Annotated in this window: 27 protein-coding genes; 3 read left to right on the top strand and 24 right to left on the bottom strand. The window is 72.3% G+C overall.

The window, feature by feature from the left end:
- Position 1 precedes the first annotated feature (1 nt).
- The 4 genes from yajC to ruvC form a co-directional block, all read right to left on the bottom strand.
- Positions 2-361 carry a preprotein translocase subunit YajC gene (yajC, locus tag G514_RS26455; RefSeq protein ID WP_245582184.1) on the bottom strand — a complete coding sequence of 120 codons (360 nt, stop codon included), beginning with the start codon at positions 359-361 and terminating at the stop codon, positions 2-4.
- Positions 362-440: 79 nt separating this feature from the next.
- The gene (gene ruvB / locus G514_RS0111945; RefSeq protein WP_028651924.1) at positions 441-1,472 is read right to left on the bottom strand and encodes a Holliday junction branch migration DNA helicase RuvB; all 1,032 of its coding nucleotides are present in this window, start codon (positions 1,470-1,472) and stop codon (positions 441-443) included.
- Positions 1,469-2,068, bottom strand: a complete 600-nt coding sequence (gene ruvA, locus G514_RS0111940; RefSeq protein WP_028651923.1) for a Holliday junction branch migration protein RuvA — start codon at positions 2,066-2,068, stop codon at positions 1,469-1,471. The genes ruvB and ruvA overlap by 4 nt, the downstream gene beginning before the upstream one ends.
- A complete protein-coding gene (gene ruvC, locus G514_RS0111935) occupies positions 2,065-2,577 on the bottom strand; it encodes a crossover junction endodeoxyribonuclease RuvC (RefSeq protein WP_211222144.1) in 513 nt (170 codons plus the stop codon). The genes ruvA and ruvC overlap by 4 nt, the downstream gene beginning before the upstream one ends.
- A 115-nt stretch (positions 2,578-2,692) precedes the next feature.
- Here ruvC and G514_RS0111930 point away from each other — a divergent pair, with 115 nt between their 5' ends.
- The gene (locus G514_RS0111930) at positions 2,693-3,853 is read left to right on the top strand and encodes an SGNH/GDSL hydrolase family protein (protein ID WP_028651921.1); all 1,161 of its coding nucleotides are present in this window, start codon (positions 2,693-2,695) and stop codon (positions 3,851-3,853) included.
- A 122-nt stretch (positions 3,854-3,975) separates the two neighbouring features.
- Here G514_RS0111930 and G514_RS0111925 read toward each other — a convergent pair whose 3' ends face one another.
- The 12 genes from G514_RS0111925 to pgsA all read right to left on the bottom strand — a co-directional run bounded on the left by G514_RS0111925 (position 3,976) and on the right by pgsA (position 15,110).
- The gene (locus G514_RS0111925) at positions 3,976-4,740 is read right to left on the bottom strand and encodes a YebC/PmpR family DNA-binding transcriptional regulator (protein ID WP_028651920.1); all 765 of its coding nucleotides are present in this window, start codon (positions 4,738-4,740) and stop codon (positions 3,976-3,978) included.
- A gap of 31 nt (positions 4,741-4,771) precedes the next feature.
- Entirely contained in the window at positions 4,772-5,374 is a 603-nt protein-coding gene (pdxT, locus tag G514_RS0111920) for a pyridoxal 5'-phosphate synthase glutaminase subunit PdxT (protein WP_028651919.1), read from the bottom strand.
- 404 nt (positions 5,375-5,778) lie between these two features.
- Complete coding sequence (locus tag G514_RS0111915) at positions 5,779-8,370, bottom strand: OmpL47-type beta-barrel domain-containing protein (protein ID WP_028651918.1); 2,592 nt, start codon at positions 8,368-8,370, stop codon at positions 5,779-5,781.
- Entirely contained in the window at positions 8,367-8,861 is a 495-nt protein-coding gene (locus tag G514_RS0111910; RefSeq protein ID WP_028651917.1) for a hypothetical protein, read from the bottom strand. Before G514_RS0111910 ends, G514_RS0111915 begins: the two co-directional genes overlap by 4 nt.
- Positions 8,858-9,391 carry a hypothetical protein gene (locus G514_RS0111905; RefSeq protein ID WP_157544760.1) on the bottom strand — a complete coding sequence of 178 codons (534 nt, stop codon included), beginning with the start codon at positions 9,389-9,391 and terminating at the stop codon, positions 8,858-8,860. Before G514_RS0111905 ends, G514_RS0111910 begins: the two co-directional genes overlap by 4 nt.
- A 110-nt stretch (positions 9,392-9,501) precedes the next feature.
- Positions 9,502-9,990: a hypothetical protein gene (locus tag G514_RS29240; protein ID WP_051247394.1), complete on the bottom strand. Its 489-nt coding sequence runs from the start codon at positions 9,988-9,990 to the stop codon at positions 9,502-9,504.
- A 261-nt stretch (positions 9,991-10,251) separates the two neighbouring features.
- Positions 10,252-11,265 (bottom strand): signal peptidase I, encoded by a 1,014-nt coding sequence (locus G514_RS29235; protein ID WP_051247393.1) that lies wholly within the window; start codon positions 11,263-11,265, stop codon positions 10,252-10,254.
- Positions 11,262-11,894 (bottom strand): TasA family protein, encoded by a 633-nt coding sequence (locus G514_RS30695; protein ID WP_084152064.1) that lies wholly within the window; start codon positions 11,892-11,894, stop codon positions 11,262-11,264. The genes G514_RS29235 and G514_RS30695 overlap by 4 nt, the downstream gene beginning before the upstream one ends.
- Positions 11,866-12,450 carry a signal peptidase I gene (locus G514_RS26440; RefSeq protein WP_051247392.1) on the bottom strand — a complete coding sequence of 195 codons (585 nt, stop codon included), beginning with the start codon at positions 12,448-12,450 and terminating at the stop codon, positions 11,866-11,868. Before G514_RS26440 ends, G514_RS30695 begins: the two co-directional genes overlap by 29 nt.
- 14 nt (positions 12,451-12,464) lie before the next feature.
- Positions 12,465-12,989, bottom strand: a complete 525-nt coding sequence (locus G514_RS29230) for an alternate-type signal peptide domain-containing protein (RefSeq protein ID WP_051247391.1) — start codon at positions 12,987-12,989, stop codon at positions 12,465-12,467.
- A 246-nt stretch (positions 12,990-13,235) separates the two neighbouring features.
- On the bottom strand, positions 13,236-14,177 hold the full coding sequence (gene pdxS, locus G514_RS0111875) for a pyridoxal 5'-phosphate synthase lyase subunit PdxS (protein ID WP_028651914.1): 942 nt from the start codon (positions 14,175-14,177) through the stop codon (positions 13,236-13,238).
- A 279-nt stretch (positions 14,178-14,456) separates the two neighbouring features.
- On the bottom strand, positions 14,457-15,110 hold the full coding sequence (gene pgsA, locus G514_RS26430) for a phosphatidylinositol phosphate synthase (protein WP_051247390.1): 654 nt from the start codon (positions 15,108-15,110) through the stop codon (positions 14,457-14,459).
- Positions 15,111-15,222: 112 nt separating this feature from the next.
- Between pgsA and G514_RS30690 the strand changes: the two genes are divergently transcribed.
- On the top strand, positions 15,223-15,360 hold the full coding sequence (locus G514_RS30690; RefSeq protein ID WP_169576419.1) for a hypothetical protein: 138 nt from the start codon (positions 15,223-15,225) through the stop codon (positions 15,358-15,360).
- Between the two features lie 16 nt (positions 15,361-15,376).
- Here G514_RS30690 and G514_RS0111860 read toward each other — a convergent pair whose 3' ends face one another.
- The 7 genes from G514_RS0111860 to thrS all read right to left on the bottom strand — a co-directional run bounded on the left by G514_RS0111860 (position 15,377) and on the right by thrS (position 23,132).
- The gene (locus G514_RS0111860; protein WP_028651913.1) at positions 15,377-15,940 is read right to left on the bottom strand and encodes an HIT family protein; all 564 of its coding nucleotides are present in this window, start codon (positions 15,938-15,940) and stop codon (positions 15,377-15,379) included.
- Complete coding sequence (locus G514_RS0111855; RefSeq protein WP_028651912.1) at positions 15,937-16,647, bottom strand: TetR/AcrR family transcriptional regulator; 711 nt, start codon at positions 16,645-16,647, stop codon at positions 15,937-15,939. The genes G514_RS0111860 and G514_RS0111855 overlap by 4 nt, the downstream gene beginning before the upstream one ends.
- 4 nt (positions 16,648-16,651) lie before the next feature.
- Positions 16,652-17,923 carry an FAD-dependent oxidoreductase gene (locus tag G514_RS26425; protein WP_245582183.1) on the bottom strand — a complete coding sequence of 424 codons (1,272 nt, stop codon included), beginning with the start codon at positions 17,921-17,923 and terminating at the stop codon, positions 16,652-16,654.
- 48 nt (positions 17,924-17,971) lie between these two features.
- Positions 17,972-18,919 (bottom strand): AurF N-oxygenase family protein, encoded by a 948-nt coding sequence (locus G514_RS0111845; protein ID WP_245582182.1) that lies wholly within the window; start codon positions 18,917-18,919, stop codon positions 17,972-17,974.
- Positions 18,920-19,470: 551 nt separating this feature from the next.
- On the bottom strand, positions 19,471-20,397 hold the full coding sequence (locus G514_RS26420) for a glycoside hydrolase family 25 domain-containing protein (protein WP_051247388.1): 927 nt from the start codon (positions 20,395-20,397) through the stop codon (positions 19,471-19,473).
- A complete protein-coding gene (locus tag G514_RS0111835) occupies positions 20,394-21,131 on the bottom strand; it encodes a class I SAM-dependent DNA methyltransferase (RefSeq protein WP_028651910.1) in 738 nt (245 codons plus the stop codon). Before G514_RS0111835 ends, G514_RS26420 begins: the two co-directional genes overlap by 4 nt.
- A 3-nt stretch (positions 21,132-21,134) precedes the next feature.
- Entirely contained in the window at positions 21,135-23,132 is a 1,998-nt protein-coding gene (thrS, locus tag G514_RS0111830) for a threonine--tRNA ligase (RefSeq protein ID WP_028651909.1), read from the bottom strand.
- 123 nt (positions 23,133-23,255) lie between these two features.
- On the opposite strand from thrS, the gene G514_RS0111825 reads away from it, so the two are divergent.
- A complete protein-coding gene (locus G514_RS0111825; RefSeq protein WP_028651908.1) occupies positions 23,256-23,846 on the top strand; it encodes a DUF6529 family protein in 591 nt (196 codons plus the stop codon).
- Between the two features lie 18 nt (positions 23,847-23,864).
- Here the strand turns inward: G514_RS0111825 and G514_RS0111820 are convergent, their stop codons facing one another.
- Positions 23,865-24,980, bottom strand: a complete 1,116-nt coding sequence (locus G514_RS0111820) for a glycoside hydrolase family 16 protein (RefSeq protein WP_028651907.1) — start codon at positions 24,978-24,980, stop codon at positions 23,865-23,867.
- Between the last annotated feature and the right edge of the window lie 64 nt (positions 24,981-25,044).

Below are 25,044 nucleotides of genomic sequence, written 5' to 3'. Positions count from 1 at the left end.
CTCAGTTCTCCTCCGAGGCTTCCCCGTCGCGGGTCTGCGCGGTGCCGGTGGTGCCGTCTGTCTCGTCCGTGCCGTCTGCGTCGTGGTCAGCGGGGCTGTCGACCTCGCGGACCACCTGGCCGACCGCGCCGCGGGCGACCCTGATGGCCACCCCGTCGGCGATCTCGACCTGCGCGACGCCGTCCTCGAGGCCGCGCACCGTGCCGTAGACACCCGAGGTGAGGATCACCTCGTCACCCACCTCCAACGTGGACTGCAGGTGGACGAGTTCCCGCTGTCGGCGGACCTGTGGGCGGACCAGCAGCAGCCAGAACAGGAGCGCGATTCCGACCAGGAACAGCACAGGAGTCAGATCTTGCACGAGGGGGGAGTCTACGGCGGGACGCCGCTATCGCCGCATCGGGAGTGCGATCCGGGTCACTCCCCGGCCGGCCGCCTGCTCACTCCTCGAACAGCGTGGGCTCGCCGGTGGCCGGTGCGGTCAGCCCGAGGTGACGCCACGCCGCCGCGGTGGCGACCCGTCCCCGCGGCGTCCGGGCGAGGAACCCCTGCCGGACGAGGAACGGCTCGGCGACCTCCTCGACGGTCTCGCGCTCCTCGCCGACGGCGACCGCCAGGGTGGAGAGGCCGACCGGCCCGCCACCGAACCGCCGGCACAGCGCGTCGAGCACGGCCCGGTCGAGGCGGTCGAGGCCGAGCTGGTCGACCTCGTAGAGGTCGAGCGCGGCGTGCGCGACCTCGAGGGTGACCGTGCCGTCGGCGCGGACCTGGGCGTAGTCGCGCACCCGGCGCAGCAGGCGGTTGGCGATGCGGGGGGTCCCCCGCGACCGCGACGCGATCTCGGCGGCACCCTCGGGCGTGATGGGTACGCCGAGCAGCCCGGCCGAGCGGTGCACGATCCGGTCGAGCTCGTGGACGTCGTAGAACTCGAGGTGGCCGGTGAAGCCGAACCGGTCGCGCAGCGGACCGGGGAGCAGGCCGGCCCGGGTGGTGGCCCCGACCATGGTGAACGGCGGGATCTCCAGCGGGATCGCGGTGGCACCGGGCCCCTTGCCGATCACGACGTCGACCCGGAAGTCCTCCATCGCGAGGTAGAGCATCTCCTCGGCGGCGCGGGACATCCGGTGGATCTCGTCGACGAACAGCACGTCGCCGTGGTTGAGGCCGGACAGGATCGCCGCGAGGTCGCCGGCGTGGGTCAGCGCCGGGCCGCTCGTGAGCCGCAGCGGGACGCCGACCTCGGCGGCGATGATCATCGCGAGCGTGGTCTTCCCGAGCCCGGGCGGGCCGGAGAGCAGCACGTGGTCGGGCGCGCGCTCGCGCAGCCGGGCGGCCTCGAGCACCAGGCCGAGCTGGTCGCGGACGCGCTGCTGGCCCACCACCTCGTCGAGGGTGCGCGGCCGGAGCGCGGCCTCGATGACCCGCTCGTCGGGCTCGGCGTCGGGCGCGGTGAGGTCGAGGTCGTGGGTCATGCGCGGCTCAGCGTCTGGAGGGCGGCACGCAGCAGCGCGCCGACGTCGGGATGGTCGCCGGCCTGGTCGGCCACGGCGTCGACCGCGCGGTCGGCCTCGCGGGCCGGCCAGCCGAGGCCGGTGAGCCCCTGGTGGACCTGGTCGCGCCAGGTCGCGGCCGCGGGCGCCGCGCCGGGACGGGCGGTCGAGCCGAGCGGCGTGCCGAGGCGGTCCTTGAGCTCGAGGATGATCCGCTGCGCCACTTTCTGGCCGATGCCGGGCACCTTGGTGAGCGTCTTGACGTCGTCGGCGGCGACCGCGCGGCGCAGGTCGTCGGGGTCGAGCACGGCGAGCATCGCCTGCGCGAGCTTGGGGCCGACGCCGCCGGCGGTCTGCACGAGCTCGAAGGTGGCCTTCTCGTCGTCGTCGAGGAAGCCGAACAGGGTGAGGGAGTCCTCGCGGACCACCATGCTGGTCGGCAGCGTGGCGACCTGGCCGGTGCGCAGCGTCGCCAGGGTGCCGGGCGTGCACATCAGCTCGAGCCCGACTCCCCCGACCTCGACCACGGCGCTCGACAGCGTCACCTGGGCGACGGGCCCACGCACGAACGCGATCATCGGGTCCTCCCCGCGGCCGCCAGGGCCGCCTCGATCCGGGACTGCGCGCCACCGCGCCAGATGTGCGTGATCGCGAGCGCCAGGGCGTCCGCGGCGTCCGCCGGCTTGGGGGTGCTGTCGAGGCGCAGGATCCGGGTGACCATCGCGCCGACCTGGGCCTTGTCGGCCCGGCCGCTCCCGGAGACGGCGGCCTTGACCTCGCTCGGCGTGTGCAGCGCGACCCGCACGCCCCGGCGCGCCGCGCACACCATCGCGATGCCGCTGGCCTGCGCGGTGCCCATCACCGTGCTGACGTCGGAGCGCGCGAAGACCCGCTCCACCGCCACGACGTCGGGCCGGTGCTCCTCGATCCACGCGTCGAGCGCCTCCTCGATGCTCAGCAGGCGCTGGGCGATCGCGAGGTCCGCCGACGTGCGGACGACGCCCACGTCGACCAGCCGCAGCGGGCGCCCGGTCTCCCCCTCGACCACGCCGACCCCGCACCGGGTCAGCCCGGGGTCGATGCCCAGCACGCGCATGGGGGAAGCCTCTCGTCAGCGGACCGGTCCGAACAGGTGTTCGTACGGAACGCTAACGGCGGCGGGCGGAGGATCGGCGCAGACACGCCTGCGAAAGGCTGGAGGCATGTCCGCGCGCCTGCCCACGCCGATCACCGCCGAGCTGGTCCGCGGCGCCGCCGAGCTCGAGCGCACCGAGCACGGGCTGCTGCCGCACCGCCTGCCCGCCTGGGCGCGCGCGCAGTGCCCCGACGCGCAGCTGCTCATGGCCGAGTCGCAGCCGGCCGGCGTACGCCTGGCCTTCCGGACCCGGGCCACGGAGGTCGAGCTCGACGCGCACCGCGTGCTGACCAACTACCAGGGCGTCCCGCCCCGGCCGGACTGCTTCTACGACCTCTGCGTCGACGGCGAGCTGGTGGCGCAGATGACGGTGACCGGCGGCGACGAGGTCGTGCTCGACTTCGAGGGCGGGGCGCAGACGCGGCGCGGGGCGACCGGCACGGTGCGCTTCGCCGGGCTGCTCGAGCGCGACAAGCTCGTCGAGCTGTGGCTGCCGTGGAGCGAGACCACCCACCTCGTCGAGCTGCGCACGGACGCTCCCGTCGTGCCCGCTGACGACGTACGCCGCGTGTGGCTGCACCACGGCAGCTCGATCAGCCAGGGGTCGATCGCCGACAGCCCGAGCACCACCTGGCCGGCGCTCGCCGCGCGACAGGGCGGCGTCGAGCTCGTGAACCTCGGCCTCGCCGGCAGCGCGCTGCTCGACCCGTTCACCGCCCGGACCATGAGGGACACCCCGGCGGACCTCGTGAGCGTGAAGATCGGCATCAACCTGGTCAACCTCGACCTGATGCGGCGGCGTGCGCTCGGTCCGGCGGTGCACGGCTTCCTCGACACGCTCCGCGAGGGCCACCCGGACGCTCCTCTGCTCGTCGTGTCGCCATTGTTGTGCCCGATCCACGAGGAGACGCCCGGGCCGGGCACCTTCGACGTCGAGGCGTTCGGCCGGGGCGAGGTGCGGTTCCTGTCGACCGGCGACCCCGCGGAGGTGCCGGCCGGCAAGCTCACGCTGCAGGTGATCCGCGAGGAGCTGGCGCGCGTCGTCGCCCAGCGCGCCGCGACCGACCCGGCCCTCCACCTCCTCGACGGCCTCGACCTGTACGGTTCCGCCGACCACGAGCGGCTGCCGCTCCCGGACGCCCTGCACCCCGACGGCGAGACCCACCGGCTGATCGCCGACCGGTTCGTGGCAGCGGCCTTCGGGCCCGGCGGGCCGTTCCGCGGCTGACCTGCTCACGACCGAATCAGCGCATTCGCGCCGGATCGGTCGTGTTTCACGCGTGAAACGAGGCCGATCGGGCGCGAATGCGCTGATTCGGTCTTGGTAGCACCCGCCGACCGACCGACCGGTCAGGCCTCCAGGGCCTCCATGACCTCGTCGGAGACGTCGTAGTTGGCGAAGACGTTCTGCACGTCGTCGAGGTCCTCGAGGGCCTCGACCAGGCGGAACACCTTGGCCGCGGAGTCCTGGTCGAGCTGGACCTCGGTGTCGGGCACGAACGACGCCTCGGCCGAGTCGTAGTCGATGCCGGCCGCCTGCAGCGCGGACCGCACGGCGACGAGGTCGGTCGGCTCGGAGATCACCTCGAAGGTGTCGCCGAGGTCGTTGACGTCGTCGGCGCCGGCCTCGAGGGTCGCCTCGAGGATGGCGTCCTCGTCGACCTTCTTGCCGTCCTGGTCGACCGGCACGATCACGACGCCCTTACGGTTGAACAGGAACGACACCGAGCCCGGGTCGGCGAGCGAGCCGCCGTTGCGGGTCATCGCCGTCCGGACCTCCATCGCCGCGCGGTTGCGGTTGTCGGTGAGGCACTCGATGAGCATTGCGACGCCGGCCGGGCCGTAGCCCTCGTAGGTGATCGTCTGGTAGTCCGCGCCGCCGGTCTCCGCACCGGAGCCGCGCTTGACCGCGCGGTCGATGTTGTCGTTGGGGACCGACGACTTCTTGGCCTTCTGGATCGCGTCGTAGAGCGTGGGGTTGCCCGCGGGGTCTCCCCCGCCCATCCGCGCGGCGACCTCGATGTTCTTGATCAGCTTGGCGAACATCTTGCCGCGGCGGGCGTCGATGACGGCCTTCTTGTGCTTCGTGGTCGCCCACTTGGAGTGGCCCGACATGGTGCTACCTCCCGGGTAAGGACAGAGCCTGCTACGCGTGCTGGGCGACCAGGTCGACGAACATCTGGTGGATCCGCGATCCGCCGCCCACCTCCGGGTGGAACGAGGTCGCCATCAGCGGGCCCTGACGGACCGCGACGATCCTACCTGCGGCCGGCCCCGCCTCCACCGCGGCGAGCACCTCGACCCCGGCGCCGACCGACTCCACCCACGGCGCCCGGATGAACACGGCGTGCACCGGCTCGGCCAGGCCGTCCACGTGGATCTCCTCCTCGAAGGAGTCGACCTGGCGCCCGAAGGCGTTGCGCCGCACCGTGATGTCGAGCCCGCCGAGGGTCTCCTGGCCCGCGACGCCGTCGAGCACCTCGTCGGCCAGCAGGATCATCCCGGCGCAGGTGCCGAACGCCGGCATGCCCGCCGCGATCCGCTCGCGCAGCGGCTCGATGAGCTCGAAGGTGCGCGCCAGCCGGATCATCGTGGTCGACTCGCCGCCCGGCAGCACCAGGCCGGCGACCTCGGCGACCTCCTCGGGCCGGCGTACGGCGACGGCGGGCACGCCGAGCGAGGTCAGCAGCCGCAGGTGCTCGCGGACGTCACCCTGGAGGGCCAGGACTCCGATCGGCGACGAGGACACCGCTCGATGGTAGGGAGCGCCGCGGTGCGCGCCGCGATCGGGACCGGAAGCTCCGCACGCAGGCCACCGCGAGGGCCACGCCGAAGAACAGCGGGCCGAGCCCGAGGTTGGCGCCGGTCGTGTCGCTGACTAGCCATGCCGCCAGGACCGCGAGCCCGCCGGCGACGAGCAGCCACGCCGTCACGGTCCGCTTCGTGCTGACCACCCCGTTGCCTCCTGCCTCGGGCACTCCCCCATGAGTGCCGCCTGACCATGAGACCGCAACGGGAGCGCGCAGGTTCCCTGAACACCGCGGTGTTCCGCCGATCGGCGGCCCCGATCTGACCCGTTGGAGCCGGCACCACCCGAACGGGCCACTGGGGCGGGTGTGGGCCCGCCCCAGTCGGCCCGTCAGGGGGGTGACCTCAGGGGGTGTTGAAGTTGCGGGTCAGGGTGGTGAGGTTGCCGGCCCGGTCGTAGATGTAGACCGTGACGGTGTAGCCGTTCCACTGGAAGAAGCCGTCGCCCGGCAGCGCGCCGGTGGCGTAGCCCCAGTTTCCTGCCCCGTCGAGCGTCGCGGTGAGGTTGGTGTCGCAGGCGGCGGCCGACCAGGAGCCGTTCGGCGCGAGGCAGCGGTCGTTGGCGAGGATGAAGCCCTGCTGCCGCAGCTCGAACTCGACCCGGTCGACCCCGCTGCCGGTGTCCGTCGCGGTGCCGCACAGGTCCCAGATCGCCGGGGTGCCGCACCCGGCCAGGGAGTAGGTGCTCCCCGACGGGTTGGTGATCGTGCCCGTCGGGGGCGCGCTCTCGACCGTGAACGTCGTGGTGAGCGGTGCCGCGGCGTTGCCGGCGTTGTCGGACGCGGCGAACGTGACCGTGTAGGTCCCGTCGGTCATGCCCGCCAGGGCGTTGCCGCCGCTGCGGTACTGCGCGCCCGACGCCGCCGTCATCGCCTGGGCGGCACAGCCCGTGCCGGCGACGAAGGTGGAGCCGTTCCAGCACTGGTTGGTGCTCGTCCGCACCAGCTTGAACGTCACGCTGCCGGCGTTGAGCCCGCTGCCACCGGCGTCGTTGACGTCGACGCACACCCGGTTCGCGAACGTGCCGGACTCGCAGTCGATGTTCACCCAGGCGCTGGCGGCGGTGCTGTTGGCGGGCACGGGGTTGGACAGCGTCGGGGCGGTCGTGTCGACCAGCACCGTGTGGGCGGTCGCGTTGTCCGCGCTCGCGTTCCCGGCCTCGTCGACCGCGTGGTAGTAGACGGTGTTGGTGCCCTGCGGGAGCGTGATCGCCACGCCGTTGCCGACCTGGGTGTACGGGCCGCTGGTGCCGAGCCGGTACTCCACGTAGGCCACGCCGCTCCCGGTGTCGGCGGCCGTGATCGTCAGCTGGTTCGACGACCGCCAGACGGTGGTGCTGCTGGCGGGAGTCACCGTGGTGATCGACGGGTTCGTCTTGTCGAGCTTCACGGTGTAGGTGCGCACCGGCGACTCGAGGTTGCCGGCGACGTCGGTGGCGAAGACCTCCACGTCGGTGACGCCCTCGGCCGACACCGCGAGGGTGTACGGCGCCACGGTCAGCGCCGTCCAGCCGCTCCACGCGCCCGCGTTGACCCGGGTGCGGTACTGCACGTTCTTGATGCCGCTGCCGGGGGTGGCGTCGGTCGGCGCGAGGGTGAGCGTGGTGTTGGCCTTGATCCAGCCGTTGGCGTTGGGCGTCTGGCTGCTCGTGATGGCTGTCGTCCCGGGCGGCGTGGAGTCGACCTTGATGCCGGTGACGGTCACCGGGTCGCCGACGTTGCCGGCCGCGTCCACGGCCCGGGCCGTCACGGAGTGGGTGCCGTCGGCGAGCACGAAGCTGACGCCGTTGGCGCCGGAGGTGTACGCCGGCGCGCCGTCGATCTTGTACTCGACGTGGTCGACGCCGCTCGTCGCGTCAGTGCCGGAGACCGTCACCAGACCGGACGTGCGCCACCCGTCGGCGTTCGGCGCCTGGCTCAGCACGATGCTCGCCGTCGGCTTCACGCCGTCGACGCGGATCGTGGCGTTGACCGGGGTCGCGGACGTGCTCTTGCCGGCCACGTCGGTGGCGTAGGCGAAGACCGTGTGCACGCCGTCGGCAAGCGCGGGCGGCGAGACCGCCACGCCGTTGGTGGCGGGCAGGTCGAGGTAGCCCGCGGCGTCGACCTTGTAGGACACGTGGTGGATACCGCTCAGCGCGTCGTCGGCGGTGATCGACCAGGCACCCGTGCTGCGCCAGGCGCTGCCGCTGGGGCTGATGACGACCGAGAACGGCTCGACGGTGTCGAGGGTGACGACGAAGCCCGCGGAGGCGGCCGAGGTGTTGCCGGCGGCGTCGGTCGCGGTGGCGGTGAAGGTGTTGGTGCCGAGGGTGAGCGTGACCGGCCCGAAGGAGAAGACGCCCGAGCCGTTGGCGGTGGCCGTGCCGAGCACGGTGGCCCCGCGGCGGACGGTGACCGTGCTACCGGCCTCCGCACTCCCGGTCAGGGTCTGCGAGGCGGCGCTGGTGATCCGGTCGGTCGCGGACGCGCCGGTGTCGGAGCTGATGCCGGTGAAGGCCGGGGCGGCGGGCGCGGTCACGTCGGTGGTGACGGTCGCGCTCTTGGCGCTCTCGGCGCCGCGCCAGTTCGTCGCGAAGACCGGGGTCACGGTGTAGCGCCAGACCCCGTCGGGGACGCCGTTCTCCACGCAGGAGGTCGCGGCCAGCGTGCCGGCGCACCCGGGCAGGACGGTCTGGGCCGCCGAGGTGGTGGCGTCGTACCGCTTGACCAGGTAGCCGTTCACGGGCTGCCCGTTGGCCAGGGTGGTCGCGGCCCAGCTCACGGTGACGTTCGACGCTGACGCGCTGGCGGTGGGCGTCGCGCCCTGGTTGACCGTGGTGGCCGTGGCCGTGCCGTTGCTGCCCGCGACCGAGCCGGCGCTCCAGTAGGCCCACGCGGACGCGGCGACGAGGGTCAGCACGACCGCCGCGGCGAGGGTCATCAGGTGCCGCTTCATGACGCCACCCTCAGGTAGACGATGAACGCCGCACCCTGGCAGGCGTTGGCCGCGTTGGCGGCCATCGACAGCGCGTGGATGAGCGTGACGGAGATGGTCGAGCTGGCGGGGACGGTCCACCCGGCGCCGCCGTTCGTCTGCGTGGTGAAGGACAGTGCCGAGAGGGCGCAGCCCGCGTGGGCGCCGTCGACGGCGAACCCGCCCGCGCCCTGCGTCGTGTCGAGCGCCAGCGAGCCGATCGCGACGGTCGCGGCGTTCGGGTTGGTGACCGTGAGCGTCATCGACGCCTGGCCGCCCGGGTAGAGCGGGGCGGACGGCGAGCCGGGGCTCAGGGTCAGCGCCGAGGTGGTGCCGGTGGCCGCCGCCGCGGAGCCGGCGCCAGTGGCACGCCAGTAGGCCGCGGCGACGCCGGACACCAGGAGCACGAGCACGACGACGGCGGCGACGAGCGGCGCTCGCCTGCGCCTCGCGTGGGTGCGGACGGTGGTCACTTCCTCAGCCCCCGAGCCTTGAACCTGAGCCGCAGCTCAGCGCCCTTGCAGCCGTCCTGGTTGACGGGCCGGTCGAGCATCACCAGCACCGGCCAGTCCGAGACCGGCAGGCGCAGGGTGTTGAGGTCGACGGTCCGCCTGGCCGGCAGGTGGAACACGCGCCGTGACATCTGCCGGACCGCGAAGTCCGCGGTCGTGCATGCGTGCGTGGCGTCGGCGTACGGCGCGGTGATGCTGACGATCTTCACCCGGACCCGCTTCATCTGGACCAGTCGCCGGTTCGGGTTCTTGAAGGTGAGGAGGACCGGTGCCGTCGAGCCGGGCCTGAGCTGGCCCTGGGCCGTCCCGGTGACCTTCACCTTGACGCCGCGGTGGAGCTGGTGCGGACGGTGCACGACCCGGTGCTCGGCGCCGCCGAAGTGCTGGACGTCGGCGACCTTCTGCCAGTCGACGGCGGGCAGGGCGCCCGCGAGCGCGACCGGCAGCGCCAGTAGACCGACGAACATCCCCGCGGTTCGTGGGCGTCGCATGCGGTGTCCTCCCTCAGTGAGCGTGCCGTGACCGTGCAGTGACCGTGCAGACCTTCAGTGACAGGTGCCGCGTGGCGGCCCGGGGATCCCGGGCCGCCCGCGACGGGTCGTCAGTTGCTCGAGTAGACGAGCGGAACCGTGACGCCCTTGCAGTTGTCCTGGTTGGCGCTGCTGTTGGTGAGCGCGATCGAGCCGCCGCCCCACGTGCTGCCGGTGGTGACCTCTGCGTGGGTCGCCGTGGGCTGGACGAGGACGTAGTCGCCGGCCGTGCAGGCGGGCTTGCCGGAGTCGGCCTGGGCACTCCACCCGGCGGCGATCGACACGGTGACCTGCTCGACGAAGACCGGGCCGGAGTTCGAGTTGGTGAAGGTGCCGGACAGCGCCTTCGACGGCCCACCCGGGTAGAGGTCGGCGGCGGAGCTGGTCTGGTTGATCGTGATGCCGGTGACGGTGCCGGTCGTGGCCGAGCCGGTGCCGGAGCCGCCCGCGGTCCACCAGGCGAACGCCGCGCCGCCGGCGACGACGAGCGCCGCGGTCAGGGCAGCGACCTTGACGGCCCGCTTCTTCGTCTTGCTCTTCGTGTCTGCCTGAGCAGCCATGATGGTTCCCTTTCCCAAGGGGGAGGCCCCCCTCCCCTAGCGTGCCGAGATCGTTGATCGATCAACCGGCTTGGTGAAAACGCTAGGGACCGCGGGAGGCGGTACTCCCGCTTGTTACCGACCTGAGGAACCTGCGTGGACGTGACTGTTCGTACGTCGACGGACGGCATGACCCGTTCGGGCCATGCCGGAGTAGCCCGGGCGGCAGAATTCGCAGGTCACGACCCCAGCACCGGCACCAATTTGTGGATGGTCGATGGGTCAGCAGCGGTAGTCGAGGCCGCTGAGACCCACGCGGATGGTGCGGACGGTCGACGTCGAGGAGCGCCAGCCCCCGGTGGGCAGGTAGCCGCGGACGAAGACCTCCGCGGTGCCCGACCAGAGGAACGGCCGGTTGAGCTGTGAGTGCTCGATCTCGAGCTGGGTCGCGGTGAGCGTGAAGCTGGCCAGCAGGACCGGGTTGGTGAGCAAGGTGTCCTTGGTCCACACCTCGACCTGGTAGCCGTAGCCCGCGGGCGCGCCCGCCGGAGCGGCCCACGACAGCGTGAGCTTGCCGCTGCCCGCCGATCCGTTGGCGCACCCGACCTCGCCCGGCGGGCTGACGAGCTTGTACACCGCGAGGGACGGGCCCGTCACCGCTGCGCTGTCGCCCCAGCCCACCGCCAGCGCGCGCGGGGCACCGGCGACGCCGATGCCTGCCACGGCGACCGCCATCAAGGTGCCGCCGACGAGCAGGCGCGGCGTCGCGCGGCGTCGACCACCCCCGCGGTGCCGGGGCCGGGGCCCGGTGGCCGGCGCAGGCACCCCGCTCACCAGGCGACGCAGCAGCCACAGGACGTAGACCGCGCCGAGGAAGAGCCCGGCAGGACCGCCGATGCCGCCGAGGGCGTAGCCCACCCACGGTGCCGAGGCGACGACGCGCTCGGCGGACCCGACGCGGTAGAGGGAGGGGTCGGCGACGCGGTTCGCGTCGCCCTTCAGCTGCAGCATCGCCACGCCCTCACCGCGGGTGAGCTGCACGATCCGGTGGGTCACGAAAGTGTCACCGCTCGGCACCGTGACCACGTCGCCGACCTGCAGCTCGGCCGCAGGCACCCGGTGCACCAGCGCCGCACCGCCCGTCGGGATCGTCGGCGACATCGAGCCGGAGCGGAACGCCACCGGACGGGTGTGCGTGGCCCCGAGGACGACGAGCGCGACGGCCACCAGGGCGCCCAGCGCCGCGCTGACGGTGAGCGGGAGGTCCCGGCGGCGGGCGGTGACCCCTGAGGTCACGTCACGTCCGAGGTGGCCGTGAAGGCGAAGGCGACGCTGGTGGTCGCGCCCTGCAGGGACGACGCGGCCGTGGCGGGGAGGGTGACCTGGACGCACAGCGTCTCGGAGGCGCCGGCCGCGACCAGGCGGCCGGTGCCGACGAGGCCGCCGCCGAACGTCGTACCGGTGCCGGCGAGGGCGGTCCCGCCGCAGGTGGCCGAGGGCGCCGCGCCGGTGACGGCGGCCGCGCCGGTGACCTTGACGGTCAGCGCCGCGCCGAGGCCCTTGCCGTCGGCGTTGCCGGCCGTGGTCGTCGCCGTGTACTTCAGCGGCGCCGTCCCGGCGTTCTTGACGGTGAGGACGCCGGCCATGGTGTTGCCGGGCACCATCGTGGCCAGGTTGAGGTCGGTGTAGGCCGCGACGGAGTCCTGGCCCTGCACCTTCAGGTCGATGGTGCCGGCGGTGAACGTCGTCCCGGTCACCGGGACCGAGTCGGTCCACGCGGCGAACGTCGTGCCGGTCGCCCCGAGCACGCCGACCACGCCGAGGGCGAAGAGCGCGCGGAGCCGGACCGAGCCGACCCGGCGCCACAGCGGCACGTGGGCGGCGTGTGCGCGGGACCTAGCCCGCGAGCGGCGGGACCTGGACATGAGCCACCTCCTGGCTCCGGCGGCGCCTCCCGAGGAGGGCGCGGTCGAACATGATCAGTGCGTAGGCGGCCAGCAGCCCCGCGGCGGCGTAGACCGCGAGCTGGTGCTGGTGCCCGGTGAGGACGGTGTTGGCCCGGCCCAGCATCGGGACCGAGTACCAGGTGGTGCCGCGGACCTGCACCGGGCGCACCCAGCGCTCGTCGGCGACGTCGTTCGCGTCGCCCTTCGTCTGGAAGAGCCTGCGGCCGGCGCCGTCGACGGCGGTCGCGACGATGCGGTGGGTGACGACGGTGGGCTCACCCGACCGGAGCTGGTAGGTCACGACCGCGCCGACACCGAGATCGTCGGTGTCGGCCGGCCGGACCACGACCAGGGTGCCGGGGGGCATGCCGGGTCGCATCGACCCGGTCTCGATGGTGTACGGCGTGGCGCCGCCCACCCGAGGGACCAGGACCGCGACCGCGAGCACCCCGAGGGTCGCCAGCAGGACGGCCCAGGCGAGCGTCTGCACGACGCCCCGCCCGAGCCGGCCCGCGACGGTGTGCTCCGAGGACACGGTGGCGCGATGGATCAGGACGCGTCGTGCGTCTGGGTCGCTGTGATCGCCACTGTCTGCAGCGCGGCGCTGAGGTCCTGGGTGGTGTCGAGGGCCTTCTGGTCGAAGACGACCTCGATCGTCGCGTGGATCTCGCCGGTGCCGGTGTCGTCGACCGAGCGGATGTGGGTCGTCGTCTCGCCGTTGACGGTGAACACCGCGGTGGCGTCGAGCTCGGCGGTGAGGTCGTTCTCCTCGGCCCAGGTGGGGTTGCCGATGGCCAGCTCGGCGCCGAGGTGGGCGCCGGTGGCGGTCAGGTCGATGGTGCAGTCCTTGGTCAGGACATCGCCCGGCACGATCTTCTGGGTCGTGAACGGCGCGCCGCCGTCGAGCACCCAGCCGGGGCCGCAGTCGGGCGTGCCCAGGTCGAGCCGGCCGCTGGTCACCGAGACGCCAGGCATGGCCTCGGAGTCGTTCCAGTAGGCGAGCGAGCCCACGCCCCCGAGCAGGAGGATGGCGGCGGCGAGGGCGGCGAGCGAGCCCTTGAGAGAGTTCTTCACGGGATGTGGTTCCACTTTCGGGGGAGGGTGCTGGGGTCTCGCACCGAGGGACGATGTCCTTCCCATGAAAGCGTTTACGCAGCCCGGAGTCATCCAAGGATCAACCAAATGACCTGGTCTAGCCCCCTTTCCTGACCGAGCGGTCGGGAAGGGTCCCCGCCGGGTGAGCCGGACGTCCGCCGACGGGTCAGCCCGAAGGGGTGAGCCGGGCTCGGGCGGGTCAGCCCGAGGGGGTGAGAGGCGTGGCTACCAGCCGCGCTCGGCGAGGCGGTGCGGCTGCGGGATCTCCTCGACGTTGATGCCGACCATCGCCTCACCGAGGCCGCGCGAGACCTTCGCGACCACGTCGGGGTCGTCGTGGAAGGTGGTGGCCTTGACGATCGCCTCGGCGCGCTGCGCGGGGTTGCCGGCCTTGAAGATGCCCGAGCCGACGAAGACGCCCTCGGCCCCGAGCTGCATCATCATCGCGGCGTCGGCCGGCGTCGCGATGCCACCGGCGGTGAACAGCACCACCGGGAGCTTGCCGCGGCGCGCGACCTCCTTGACCAGGTCGTACGGCGCCTGCAGCTCCTTGGCCGCGACGTACAGCTCGTCGTCCTCCAGGGCGCCGAGGCGGCGGATCTCGCGGCGGATCGTGCGCATGTGCGTCACGGCGTTGGACACGTCGCCGGTGCCGGCCTCGCCCTTGGAGCGGATCATCGCCGCTCCCTCGGTGATGCGGCGCAGCGCCTCGCCGAGGTTGGTGGCGCCGCACACGAACGGCACCGTGAACGCCCACTTGTCGATGTGGTTCTCGTAGTCGGCGGGCGTGAGCACCTCCGACTCGTCGACGTAGTCGACGCCGAGGCTCTGCAGCACCTGCGCCTCGGCGAAGTGGCCGATACGCGCCTTCGCCATCACCGGGATCGAGACCTGCTCGATGATCCCGTCGATCATGTCGGGGTCGCTCATGCGGGACACCCCGCCCTGGGCGCGGATGTCGGCCGGCACCCGCTCGAGCGCCATCACGGCCACGGCCCCGGCGTCCTCGGCGATCTTCGCCTGCTCCGGCGTGACGACGTCCATGATCACGCCGCCCTTGAGCATCTCGGCCATGCCGCGCTTCACGCGGGTGGTGCCGGTGACGGGCGCCTCGGAGGTGTCGTCGGCGTGGGTCTCGGGGCGGGTCTCGGGGTGCTGCTCGGCCATGGCTCGATGCTAGTCGGCGGCAGGCCTCAGAGCCGATTCGATGTCAGGCGCCGTGACGCTCGGAACGTCCTCGCCTGTCGAGCAATTTCCGAGGTGGGGATGCCGGCCGCACCGATCTGCGGAGGAATCCCGGCACCAGGTGCCGGCAGGTCTCCCAAGACCGCGCGCGGGCGGCGGAGGAGCGTGGGGTGAGCAGCGGAGACGTGGCCGACGAGGAGGGCCGACGAGGAGGGCCGACGAGGAGGGCCGACGAGGAGGGCCGACGACCGTGGCCGGCGCCTACTCCGCGGTGGGGGCCTCGGGAGCGGCGGGAGCGATCGGGGCACGCGAAGCGAGGGCCTGGCGCCGCACCTTGAGGATGCGCTGCAGGACGGTGACGGTGCTGAGCACGGCGAGCAGCCAGAGCGCGACCTCGTAGAGGATCGGCAGGTCGAGCAGGTCGCCGAAGAACGTCGGCACCAGCAGCCCGACCAGCCGGTCGGGGCGCTCGGCGAGGCCGGTCTTCGCGTCGAAGCCGAGCTGCTCGCCCTTGCTCCGGGCGTACGACGTCACCGAGCCCATGGCGAGGCAGACGAGCGCGAGGACGAGGTAGAGCCGGTCCTCGGCCTGCCAGGCGAAGAACATCGCCATGCCGCCGAACAGCGCGGCGTCGGCGACCCGGTCGAGCGTGGAGTCGAGGAAGGCACCGAAGGTGTCGGTGCGGCCGATCTTGCGGGCCATCGCGCCGTCGACCAGGTCGCTGAACACGAAAGCCGTCACGACCAGCACGCCCTGCCAGAGCATGCCCTGGGGGAAGAACACCAGTGCGCCCGCCGAGACGCCGAGGGTGCCGACCAGCGTCACGGCGTCGGGGCTGATGCCGAGCCTGATGAACAGGTTGATGAACGGCGCGAGGGCCTTGCCCTGCCAGAAGGCCTTGAATCGGTCGAGCATGGTGGCCGCAGGTTAGTCGCCCGCGCCGACCCACGTGACATCACGATGCATGGGGCGGGCGTAGGGTCGGCCCACGGAGCCACCCAGGCAACCGATAGCGGAGAGATCCCGCATGAGCGACAAGTCGCCTCGTCAGAGCAAGACGCCCAAGACCGGGAAGTCCATCAAGGAGAAGCGCGCCGAGAAGCGCGTGGCGGCGTCGAAGAACGGCGCCGGCTCGATGACCGACCTCACCGGCAAGAAGCGCTAGCCAAGAACCGGTCGGGTCAGTCCCAGGCCGATGCCAGCAGCGCGCGGGTGTCGGCGAGCAGCTCGGGCAGCGTCTTGGTGCGGCCGATGATCGGCATGAAGTTCTGGTCGCCGGGCCAGCGCGGCACGACGTGCTGGTGCAGGTGCGCGGCGATGCCGGCACCGGCGATGTGGCCCTGGTTCATGCCGATGTTGAAGCCCTCCGCGCCGGAGACCCCGCGGATCACCGACATGGCGCGCTTGGTCATCGCGGCGATCTCGGCGGCCTCGGCGTCGGTGGTCTCGGTGTAGTCGGCGAGGTGGCGGTAGGGGCAGACCATGAGGTGGCCGGGCGCGTAGGGGTAGAGGTTGAGCACGGCGTACGCCGTCTCGCCGCGGTGCACGACCAGGCCCTCGACGTCGCTCAGCGTGGGCACGCGGCAGAACGGGCACTCCCCCGACGTCGCGTCGGCCGGCTTGTTCTCGCCGCGGATGTAGGCCATCCGGTGCGGGGTCCAGAGCCGGTCGAGATCGTCGGCCCGTCCGACGCCCGACTGGAAGATCGTCCCGCCCTCCTCGCGGCTCTCGTCGGCCGCGCTCACCCTGGCGCCCCGTCGAGCGCCGCCTCCAGCAGCGCCTCCACCGGCACGTCGGGGTCGAGCTCCACTCCCCGGCCCGACGCCATGCCGGCGATCTGCAGCCACACCGCCTCTGTCACCAGCTCGACGAAGCTCTCGCGGTCGGGCCGCTGGTCGGGCCGCGAGAGCCAGCGCCGGGTCGAGGTGAACACCGCGCCCACCAGCCCGAAGACCAGCGGGTCGAGCGCGGCCACGTCGTCCTCGGTGAGCCGGACGTGCAGCACCTCCACGCCGACGTTGATGAGGTCCTCGATCTGGCCGGCGATCTGCTGGATCGCGGTCTCCATCTGGCCCGGCCCCGGCCCGGGCGGGTCCTGCTGGGCGAACTCGTGGAGCGACGGGTGCTCGCTGGCCCACCCGACGTACGCCGAGACGATCCGCCGGATGATGTCGACCGGCGTGCCCTCGAACGACAGCGCCGGCACCAGCTCGGCGCGCAGGAGCTCGAGCGCCCGGCCCTGCACGGCGGCGTCGAGGTCGGCGCGGTCGGCGAAGTGCCGGTAGACGACGGTCCGGCTCAGCCCGGCGCGGTCGGCGATCTGCTGGACGTGCACCTCGGCGCCCGGCTCGGCGTCGGCGAGCACGCCGATGGCGGCGTCGAGGATGTGCTGCCGGCGCGCCTGGTTGTGGCTGTCCCAGCGCAGCTGCCGCCCGTCGGTCTTGCCCGCCATGCGGTCAGCGTATCCGTGACACCGCGTCCCGCCGGCGCTCCGGCACCCCGGCGTCGAGGTCGTCCAGCAGCATCGCCACGGTCTCCTCGGCGCACGACTTGTTGGTGCCGATGAACCCGCTCGGTCCGCGCTTCGCCCAGCCCACGACGTAGAGGCCCGGCCGCACCCGCCCGCGGTCGTGCTCGACGGTCGTCCACTCGTGGCCGATCGCGGTGACGACGAGGTCGGCGTCGAGGGCGGTGCCGTCGGCGAGGCGTACGCCGGACGCACGCGTGGTGCCGACCACCTCGGCGACCGGTGCGTGGAACTTGAGCACGATCCGCGGCCGTCCCTCGCGAGGCACGCGCCGGGCCAGGTCGGCCAGCAGCCGTGCGCGGACGCCGGTGCCCGCGGGCGGGTCGCCGTCGAGGAGGACGTCGACGTCGCGCAGGCCGGCGAGACCGATCAGCTCCGGCGTCGTGAACGCCGCGACGTCGGCGCCCCGTCGGCCGAGCACGACCACCTGGCGGGCGCCCACGAGCGGGCCGGTTAGCAGGCGCGCCATGTCGAGCGCGACGTTGCCCGCGCCGACCACCACGACGCGGCTGCCGGCTGGAGGCAGCTCGAGGTCGGGGAGGTCGGGGTCGCCGTTCGACCACCGCGCGAGCGCGGTCGCGCCGACCACGCCCGGCAGGTCCGCTCCGGGGACGTCCAGGCGACGGTCGGCGCTGGCGCCGGTCGCGTGGACGACGGCGTCGTACTCCCCGGCCAGCTGCTCGTGCGACACGTCGCGCCCGACGTCGAGCCCGAGCCGGTAGCGGAAGCCGGGCTGCCGCGCGATCGCCTCGAGCAGCCGAGCCACCTCGCGGGTCCGCTCGTGGTCGGGCGCGACGCCGTAGCGGACCAGGCCGTGCGGCGCCTCGCGCCGGTCGATCACGTCGACGGCGACCTCGGGGTGCTTGAGCAGCTCGTCGGCGGCGTAGAGCCCCGAGGGACCGGCGCCCACCACCGCCACCCGGAACGGACCCCGGCGCCGGAGCCGCCGCTGCCGCGGCACGAGCGCCACCGGGGTGCGGTCGGCGTGCGGGAACGTGTCGTAGTACTCCGCCGCCAGCGCCTCGAACGGCCGCTCCTCCTCGGAGAGCACGACGTCCGGCACGATCGCGCCGGCCGGGCACGCGGTGACGCACGCGCCGCAGCCCACGCAGGTCGAGGCGTCGATGTGGAGCATCTCCGCCTGGCCGAACCCCGGCTCGCCCGGCGCGGGGTGGATGCAGTTGACCGGACACGCGACCACGCACGACGCGTCGCTGCAGCACGACTGCGTGACGACGTACGGCATCGCTCAGGCGGCGGCGGACGACGGCTGGCTACGGAACCGGGAGGGCCGGCCCTCGATCTTCAGCAGCTTCCAGAGCACGCGGGACGCGCGGTTCACGAGGCCGGCGCGCTCGGCGAGCATCCGGACGTCGGCGAACAGGTCGCGCAGCATCTGCCGCGACTCCGGACGGCGCCAGTAGACCTCCCGGACGACCGACCGCGGGATGCCCATGTCGCGCCGCGCCTGGCGGCTCGGCACCAGGATCGCGTCGGCCAGCCACCGCATGATGACCGGGAACGCCAGCGCCAGCACGAACCGCTGGTGGCGTCTGAGCCGCGGCGCACGGTGCTCGACGTACTGGTGCGCGAACCCGATGTGCCGCGCCTCCTCGGCGACGTGGATCTGCATGATGCGGCCCAGCAGCGGGTGGATCTCGTTGCCGGAGCGGAGGATCGCCTTCTGCACGTGGTCGATCGGCTCCTCGCCGGCCAGCACCCCGATGAAGAACCCGACCGGCACCCGCCGGGCGGCCAGCGGCAGGAACGGTCCCAGCGCCCGGAACAGCCGTGGCGCCCCCGCGACGTCGACCCCGGCGCGGTTCACGAACTCCTGGAACATCTGCGTGTGGTGGCACTCCTCGGTCGCCTCGTGCGTCGCGTAGCGGAACTCGGGGCTGCCGTTCGGCAGCGCGAACGCGAAGTTCATCAGCCCCGCGATGAGCACCTGCTCGAACTGCAGCCCGACCTTGGTGACGTTCGCCTGCCGGTAGAGCCCGACCTCGATCTGCCGCTCCAGCGGCAGCGACCGGTACCACTCCGTGCTGCCCAGCACGTCGGCCTGCGGCAGCACCCACCGCTCGTCGCGCGGGTCGACGGCGTACGCCGGGTCGTCCCACGCGATGTCGACGAACGCGTCGAAGTGCTGCTCCACCGACGCCTCGCTGAGCGTCCGCAGCGTGTCGTGATAGCTCACCCGATGAGAGGTCGCGGTCATCCCCCTATTACTGCGACACCGTGTCGCATTGTCAAGGGATACACGCGACACGACGTCACATCACGACGGCGGCTGAGCTGCGAGGAGCCCCAGCGACGAGCCTCGAGGCCACCGCAAGGAAGGCACCCGCTCCCCCCGCTGGTTGAGGAGGTCGCGCTAGCGACCGTCTCGAAACCACCGCAAGGAAGGCACCCGCTCCACCACCGCGGATCGAGCCTGTCGAGATCCTCGCAAGGAAGGCACCCGCCGGACCCCCGCGGATCGAGCCTGTCGAGATCCCCGCAGGGAAGGCACCCGCTCCACCACCGCTGATCGAGCCTGTCGAGATCCCCGCAAGGAAGGCACCCGCCGGACCCCCGCGGATCGAGCCTGTCGAGATCCCCGCAGGGAAGGCACCCGCTCCACCACCGCTGATCGAGCCTGTCGAGATCCCCGCAAGGAAGGCACCCGCCGGACCCCCGCGGATCGAGCCTGTCGAGATCCCCGCAAGGAAGGCGCCCGCCGGGCCACGGCCGTACGCACACCTCGCCCTACAGGTTCCGGAAGTAGTCCCCCAGCTCGGACTCCGTCCCCGGACACGTGATGTTGCGATCACGGCCGTCCTCGACCCACTGCGCGAGCGCGGCGATCCCGCCCTGGATCAGCCAATCGCTGCCGCAGCGGGTCAGCGCCTCCTCCCGGGAGGTCTGCCCGGCCGCCCGCCACTCGGGCACACCCAGGCTGAGGTCGCCGACGAGGCCCGCCCAGATCGCCGGCGTCGAGTAGACGCCGACCCGGTAGCCCGCCTCGGCGTACCCGCGCGCCGCCCCCAGCACCACCTCGGCGTTCGCAGCCGTGCTCGTCGACCACTCGTAGAACGGGACCTGCTCGACGTCGAGCCAGATGATCGGCGAGTCGAGACCGGCGGCTTTCATGGTGCGCAGGTTGAACTCCGCCTGCGCCTGGCCGGCCTCCTGCAGTCCGCCGTACGTCGCCTGGGCCGCCTCGTCGGGCCAGCTGATCACGGAGTACGCCGCCACGAGCAGCCCGCGCTCGCGCGCGTAGGCGACCTGGTCGGCCAGGCAGGGGTTCGGGTGGAAGCCCGGCCCGTTGGTGAGGCCGAGGATGAGGTACTCGGTCTCCCCCGGGCCCTCCAGCGGCATCGGCTGGCCGGACGACTCCTTGTGGGGGATGCCCATCCCCGGCGGGCACTGCGGCCAGCTGACGTCCGCGCCGAGCACCGGCCCCTCCTGCGGCGGCACCAGCCCGCCGGCGGCGTTCAGCTCCGCGGCGGCCTCCTGGGCGCGCAGCGCGAGCGCGGTCAGCTCCTTCAGCCGCGCGAGCTCGGCCTCGTCGACGGCGGGGGCGGTCGGCGCCGACGCGGTCGGCTTCGACGTACGCGCGCCGTCGTCCCCCACAGGGCCGCCGCCGCACCCGGCGAGCAGCACCACGACCGCGGCGAGCGCCGCGCGCCTCACTCCTTCTCCCACACCGAGACGTGCGAGGGGCTGGCGGCGGTGAACGGCGAGCGGTCCCACCACGCCCACCGCTCGCGCAGTCGCATCCCCGCCAGCCGCGCCATCAGGTCGAGCTCCGCCGGCCACGCGTAGCGGAACGGCACGCTGTTGCGCCGGTAGGTGCCGTCGTCGGTGCGCGTGTAGTGGTGCGACCACATCAGCTGGGTGACCGGGTCGTACTCGTCGATGCCGTGGTGCTCGTCGGCGTGGTGGAACACGCGGTAGCGGTGGTCGTGCTGCGCGGCCAGGACGCCGGGCACCCCGGTCTCGACGACGAAGCAGCCGCCGGTGCGCAGGTGGCGGGCGGCGTTCGCGAACGTGGCGACCTGGGCGTCCTGGCTGGCGACGTTGCCGATGGTGTTGAAGACCAGGTAGACGAGGTCGAGGTCGCGCGCCCCCGCGTCGGCGGTGCTGAAGTCGCCGATGGTCACCGGCAGGTCGGCCCCGCCCGGCTTCGCCCGCAGCTGCGAGACCATCGCCTCCGACAGGTCGATGCCGCGCACCTCGACGCCGCGGGCCGCCAGCGGGAGCGCCACCCGGCCGGTGCCGATGGCGAGCTCGAGCGCCCGTCCCCGGTCCCCCGCCAGGCCGGCGAGGAACGCCGACTCGAGCGCCAGGTGCCGCTCGCCGAACCGGACGTCGGTGTCGTCGTCGTACGACGCCGCGACAGGCTCGCCGAAGAAGTCCTCGGGCACGGCTCAGACCTGCTCGCGCGACTCCACGGCGGCAACGACCCGGGCGATGGCGTCCTCGATCGACACGCCGTTGTCCTGGTGCCCGTCGCGGTAGCGGAACGAGACCGCACCGGCGGCCACGTCGTCGTCTCCCGCGATCATCATGAACGGCACCTTCTGGAGCTGGGCGTTGCGGATCTTCTTCTGCATCCGGTCGCCGGACTCGTCGACCTCGACGCGGATGCCCGCCTTGGTGAGCCGCCGCGCAACGTCGTACAGGTAGTCGACGTGCCGCTCGGCGATCGGGATCCCCTGGACCTGCACCGGCGACAGCCAGGGCGGGAACGCGCCGGCGTAGTGCTCGACCAGCACGCCGTAGAACCGCTCGAGCGAGCCGAACTTCGCGGAGTGGATCATCACCGGCTGCTGGCGCGACCCGTCGGGGGCTTGGTACTCCAGCCCGAAGCCGGCCGGCTGGTTGAAGTCGTACTGGATCGTGGAGAGCTGCCAGGTGCGGCCGATGGCGTCCTTGGCCTGCACCGAGATCTTCGGCCCGTAGAACGCCGCGCCGCCCGGGTCGGGCACCAGCTCGAGCCCGGTCTCGTGCGCGGCGTCCTCGAGGATGCGGGTGGCGGTCTCCCACTGCTCGTCGGAGCCCATGAACTTGTCGTTGGCGTCGTCGCGGGTCGACAGCTCGAGGTAGAAGTCGTCGATCCCGAAGTCGCGGAGCAGGCTCAGGCAGAAGCCGAGCAGGTGCTTGATCTCGTCGCCGGCCTGCTCGGGCATGCAGTAGGAGTGCGAGTCGTCCTGGGTCATGCCGCGCACGCGGGTCAGGCCGTGCACGACGCCGGACTTCTCGTAGCGGTAGACGCCGCCGAACTCGAAGAGCCGCAGCGGCAGCTCGCGGTAGGAACGCCCGCGGGAGCGGTAGATCAGGTTGTGCATCGGGCAGTTCATGGCCTTGAGGAAGTACCGGCTGTTCTCCAGCTCCATCGGCGGGAACATCGTGTCCTCGAAGTACGGCAGGTGCCCGGAGGTGTGGAACAACCCCTCCTTGGTGATGTGGGGGGTGCCGACGTACTGGAAGCCCTCCTCGATGTGCCGCTGCCGGACGTAGTCCTCCATCACCCGCTTGATGACGCCGCCCTTGGGGTGGAAGACCACCAGGCCCGAGCCGAGCTCGTCGGGGAAGGAGTAGAGGTCGAGGTCGCGCCCGAGCTTGCGGTGGTCGCGGCGCTCGGCCTCCTCGAGCCGGTGCAGGTGCGCCTCGAGCGCCTCCTTCGACTCCCAGGCGGTGCCGTAGATGCGCTGGAGCTGCTTGTTGCTCTCGTCGCCGCGCCAGTACGCCGCGGCGGTGCGCATCAGCTTGAACGCCGGGATCCGCTTGGTGGTGGGCAGGTGCGGCCCGCGGCACAGGTCGCCCCACGCGACCTCGCCGTCGCGGCGGATGTTGTCGTAGATCGTCAGCTCGCCGGCCCCGACCTCCGCCGACGCTCCCTCTGCTATCTCCTGGGCGGCGTCCTCGGCCATGCCCGCGCCCTTGAGCCCGATGAGCTCGATCTTGTAGGGCTCGTCCTGGAGCTCGCGCAGTGCGTCCGCGTCGGTGGTGACCCGTCGGGAGAACCGCTGGCCCTCCTTGATGATCTTGCGCATCCGGGTCTCGATCTTCTCGAGGTCCTCGGGCACGAACGGCGTCTCGACGTCGAAGTCGTAGTAGAAGCCGTCGCGGATCGGGGGGCCGATGCCGAGCTTCGCCTCCGGGAAGAGGTCCTGGACCGCCTGCGCCATCACGTGCGCGGTCGAGTGCCGCAGTATGTCGTGCCCGTCGGGGCTGTCGATCGCGACGCCCTCGACCTCGTCGCCGTCCTGGAGCTCGTAGGAGAGGTCCTTGAGCGCGCCGTTCACCCGCGCCGCGATGACGTCGGCGTCGTCCTTGAACGGCTCCCACGCCTTGGTGCCCGTCGTGACCGCCACGTCCTCACGCTGACCAGCGCGGACGAGGGCGATCTTGAGGTCGGACATGCGGTCGATCGTAACGACGGTCCCCGGGCTCCCGGCCACTGGTTTGCCGCTGGTGTGCCGGTGGTGTGCCGCGTCGACGGCGACGGTGTTCCCAAACGCGCCGCCCGGCGACATGCTCGGCCCATGACGGACGGCGCAGCCGCGGCGGGCAGGCGGATGGCGGTCCCGCTGGCGGCGTTCGCGGCCGGCGCGGCGGTCGCCGTGCTGATCGGCGTGTTCGGGCGGGTGCACGGCCCGACGCTCGACGCTACGACGACACTCGGCTTCCACACCGTGATCCAGATGAAGGTGGTGGTCACCACCGCCATCGGCGTGCTGGCGCTGTTGCAGGTCCTCGGCGCGCTCGTGCTCTACGGCAAGGTGCCCGTCATTGCGCCGCCCTGGCTCGGCACCGCGCACCGCGCCTCGGGCACGCTCGCGCTGCTGCTGGCGGTCTTCGTCGCCTACCACTGCCTCTGGGCACTCGGCCTGGAGTACGGCCACCTCCCCGATGGCGAGAAGGTCGGGCTGCGCACGGTCGTGCACGGCGTGCTCGGCTGCACGGTCTTCGGAGCGGCGTTCGTGAAGGTCGTGGCGGTCCGCTCGAAGCGCGCTCCGGGCTGGTTCCTCCCGATGGCCGGCGGCCTGCTGTTCACGCTGTTCGTCGCGGTCGTCCTGACCTCGGCGGTCTGGTACTACGCCAGCTACGGGCTGCCGGACTCGAACGGCTACTGAGGGCGCCGCGACTGCGCCCTACTGCCAGACCTTGACGTAGTCGACGTCCATCGTTGCCGGCAGCGGCGCGGTGCCGGTGTAGCTGTTGTCACCGGTGCCGAGCGCCTGGGTGAGGTTGAGGATGTACTTCTTCATGAACGCGGTGTTGCCCGAGGTGTTGAGCAGGCAGCTCTCGCCGTTGACGAACGCCTCGAGTGAGGTGGCCGTCCACACCAGCGTGTAGGTGTTGAACACCCCCCGCCGTGCCTCGCAGTCCCAGGAGGTGTTCAGGCCCGGCACCGGGCCCCCGTTGTCGTTGCCGGTGTAGTGGAGGAAGGGGATGCCGAGCCCGGGGTACTTCGAGTAGGTCTCGACGATGTCGATCTCACCGGCGAGCGGCCACGAGGCGAGGATGCCCTCGCGGTCGTCGGGCCACAGCCACCAGGACTCCTGCAGCCCGGGCTTGTCCGTCCTGGTCGTGCGGAAGCGAGCCTCGAACCGCCCGTACTGCTGGCTGAACAGGTGGTAGGTGCTGACCATCCCCGCGCCGTACGACGTCGGGAGCAGCGGGACCACCTCCATGCACTGCCGGGGCGGTGCCAGCCCGCGCACCGTGAGGTGCAGCGCCCCACCGCTGACCGAGATGAGCGACGGGTCGTCGTAGTAGCAGGCGTAGGGGCCCACGAGGAAGTTGCCGCTGGAGAAGATGGTCTGCGGCACCCACTTCGTGCGGTCCAGGGCGGACCCCGCGAAGTCGTCGTTGAAGGTGCACGACCACCGGGTGCCGTCGGCCTTCAGCGGCTGCGGGCCGCACGCGTCCGACGGCGCGAGCGCCGGCAGCGTGCGCGGCTTGCTCCTGGCCTTGCCCACCACGGCGCGGATCTTCTGGGGCTGGTCGAGAAGTGGCAGCTTGGTCTTGAACGAGTGGTGGCGCACCTTCACGGCGCGCACCTTCTTCCACCTCTTGCCGGCCTTGCGCTGGATGACGACCTTCGTCGCCTTCATCGCCACGCGCCCCGTGAGCTGGGCGTGCTCGCCCTTGACGGCGGGCTGGGCGAGGACAAGGGGCCGGTGAGCGGCCGCGTCCGCCGGAACCGGGGCGCACGGGCTCAGTGCCAGGACCAGGATGACCGGAACTGCGTCGCGTACGCGCACGAAGCACCTCCAGGGTCCACGAGGGAGCGCCGAGGGCGCTCGTCGGACCTCGTCGGGCACCTGT

This window comes from Nocardioides halotolerans DSM 19273 (assembly GCF_000422805.1).
Classification (GTDB): domain Bacteria; phylum Actinomycetota; class Actinomycetes; order Propionibacteriales; family Nocardioidaceae; genus Nocardioides; species Nocardioides halotolerans.
This window is presented reverse-complemented; position numbering and strand designations above follow the sequence as displayed.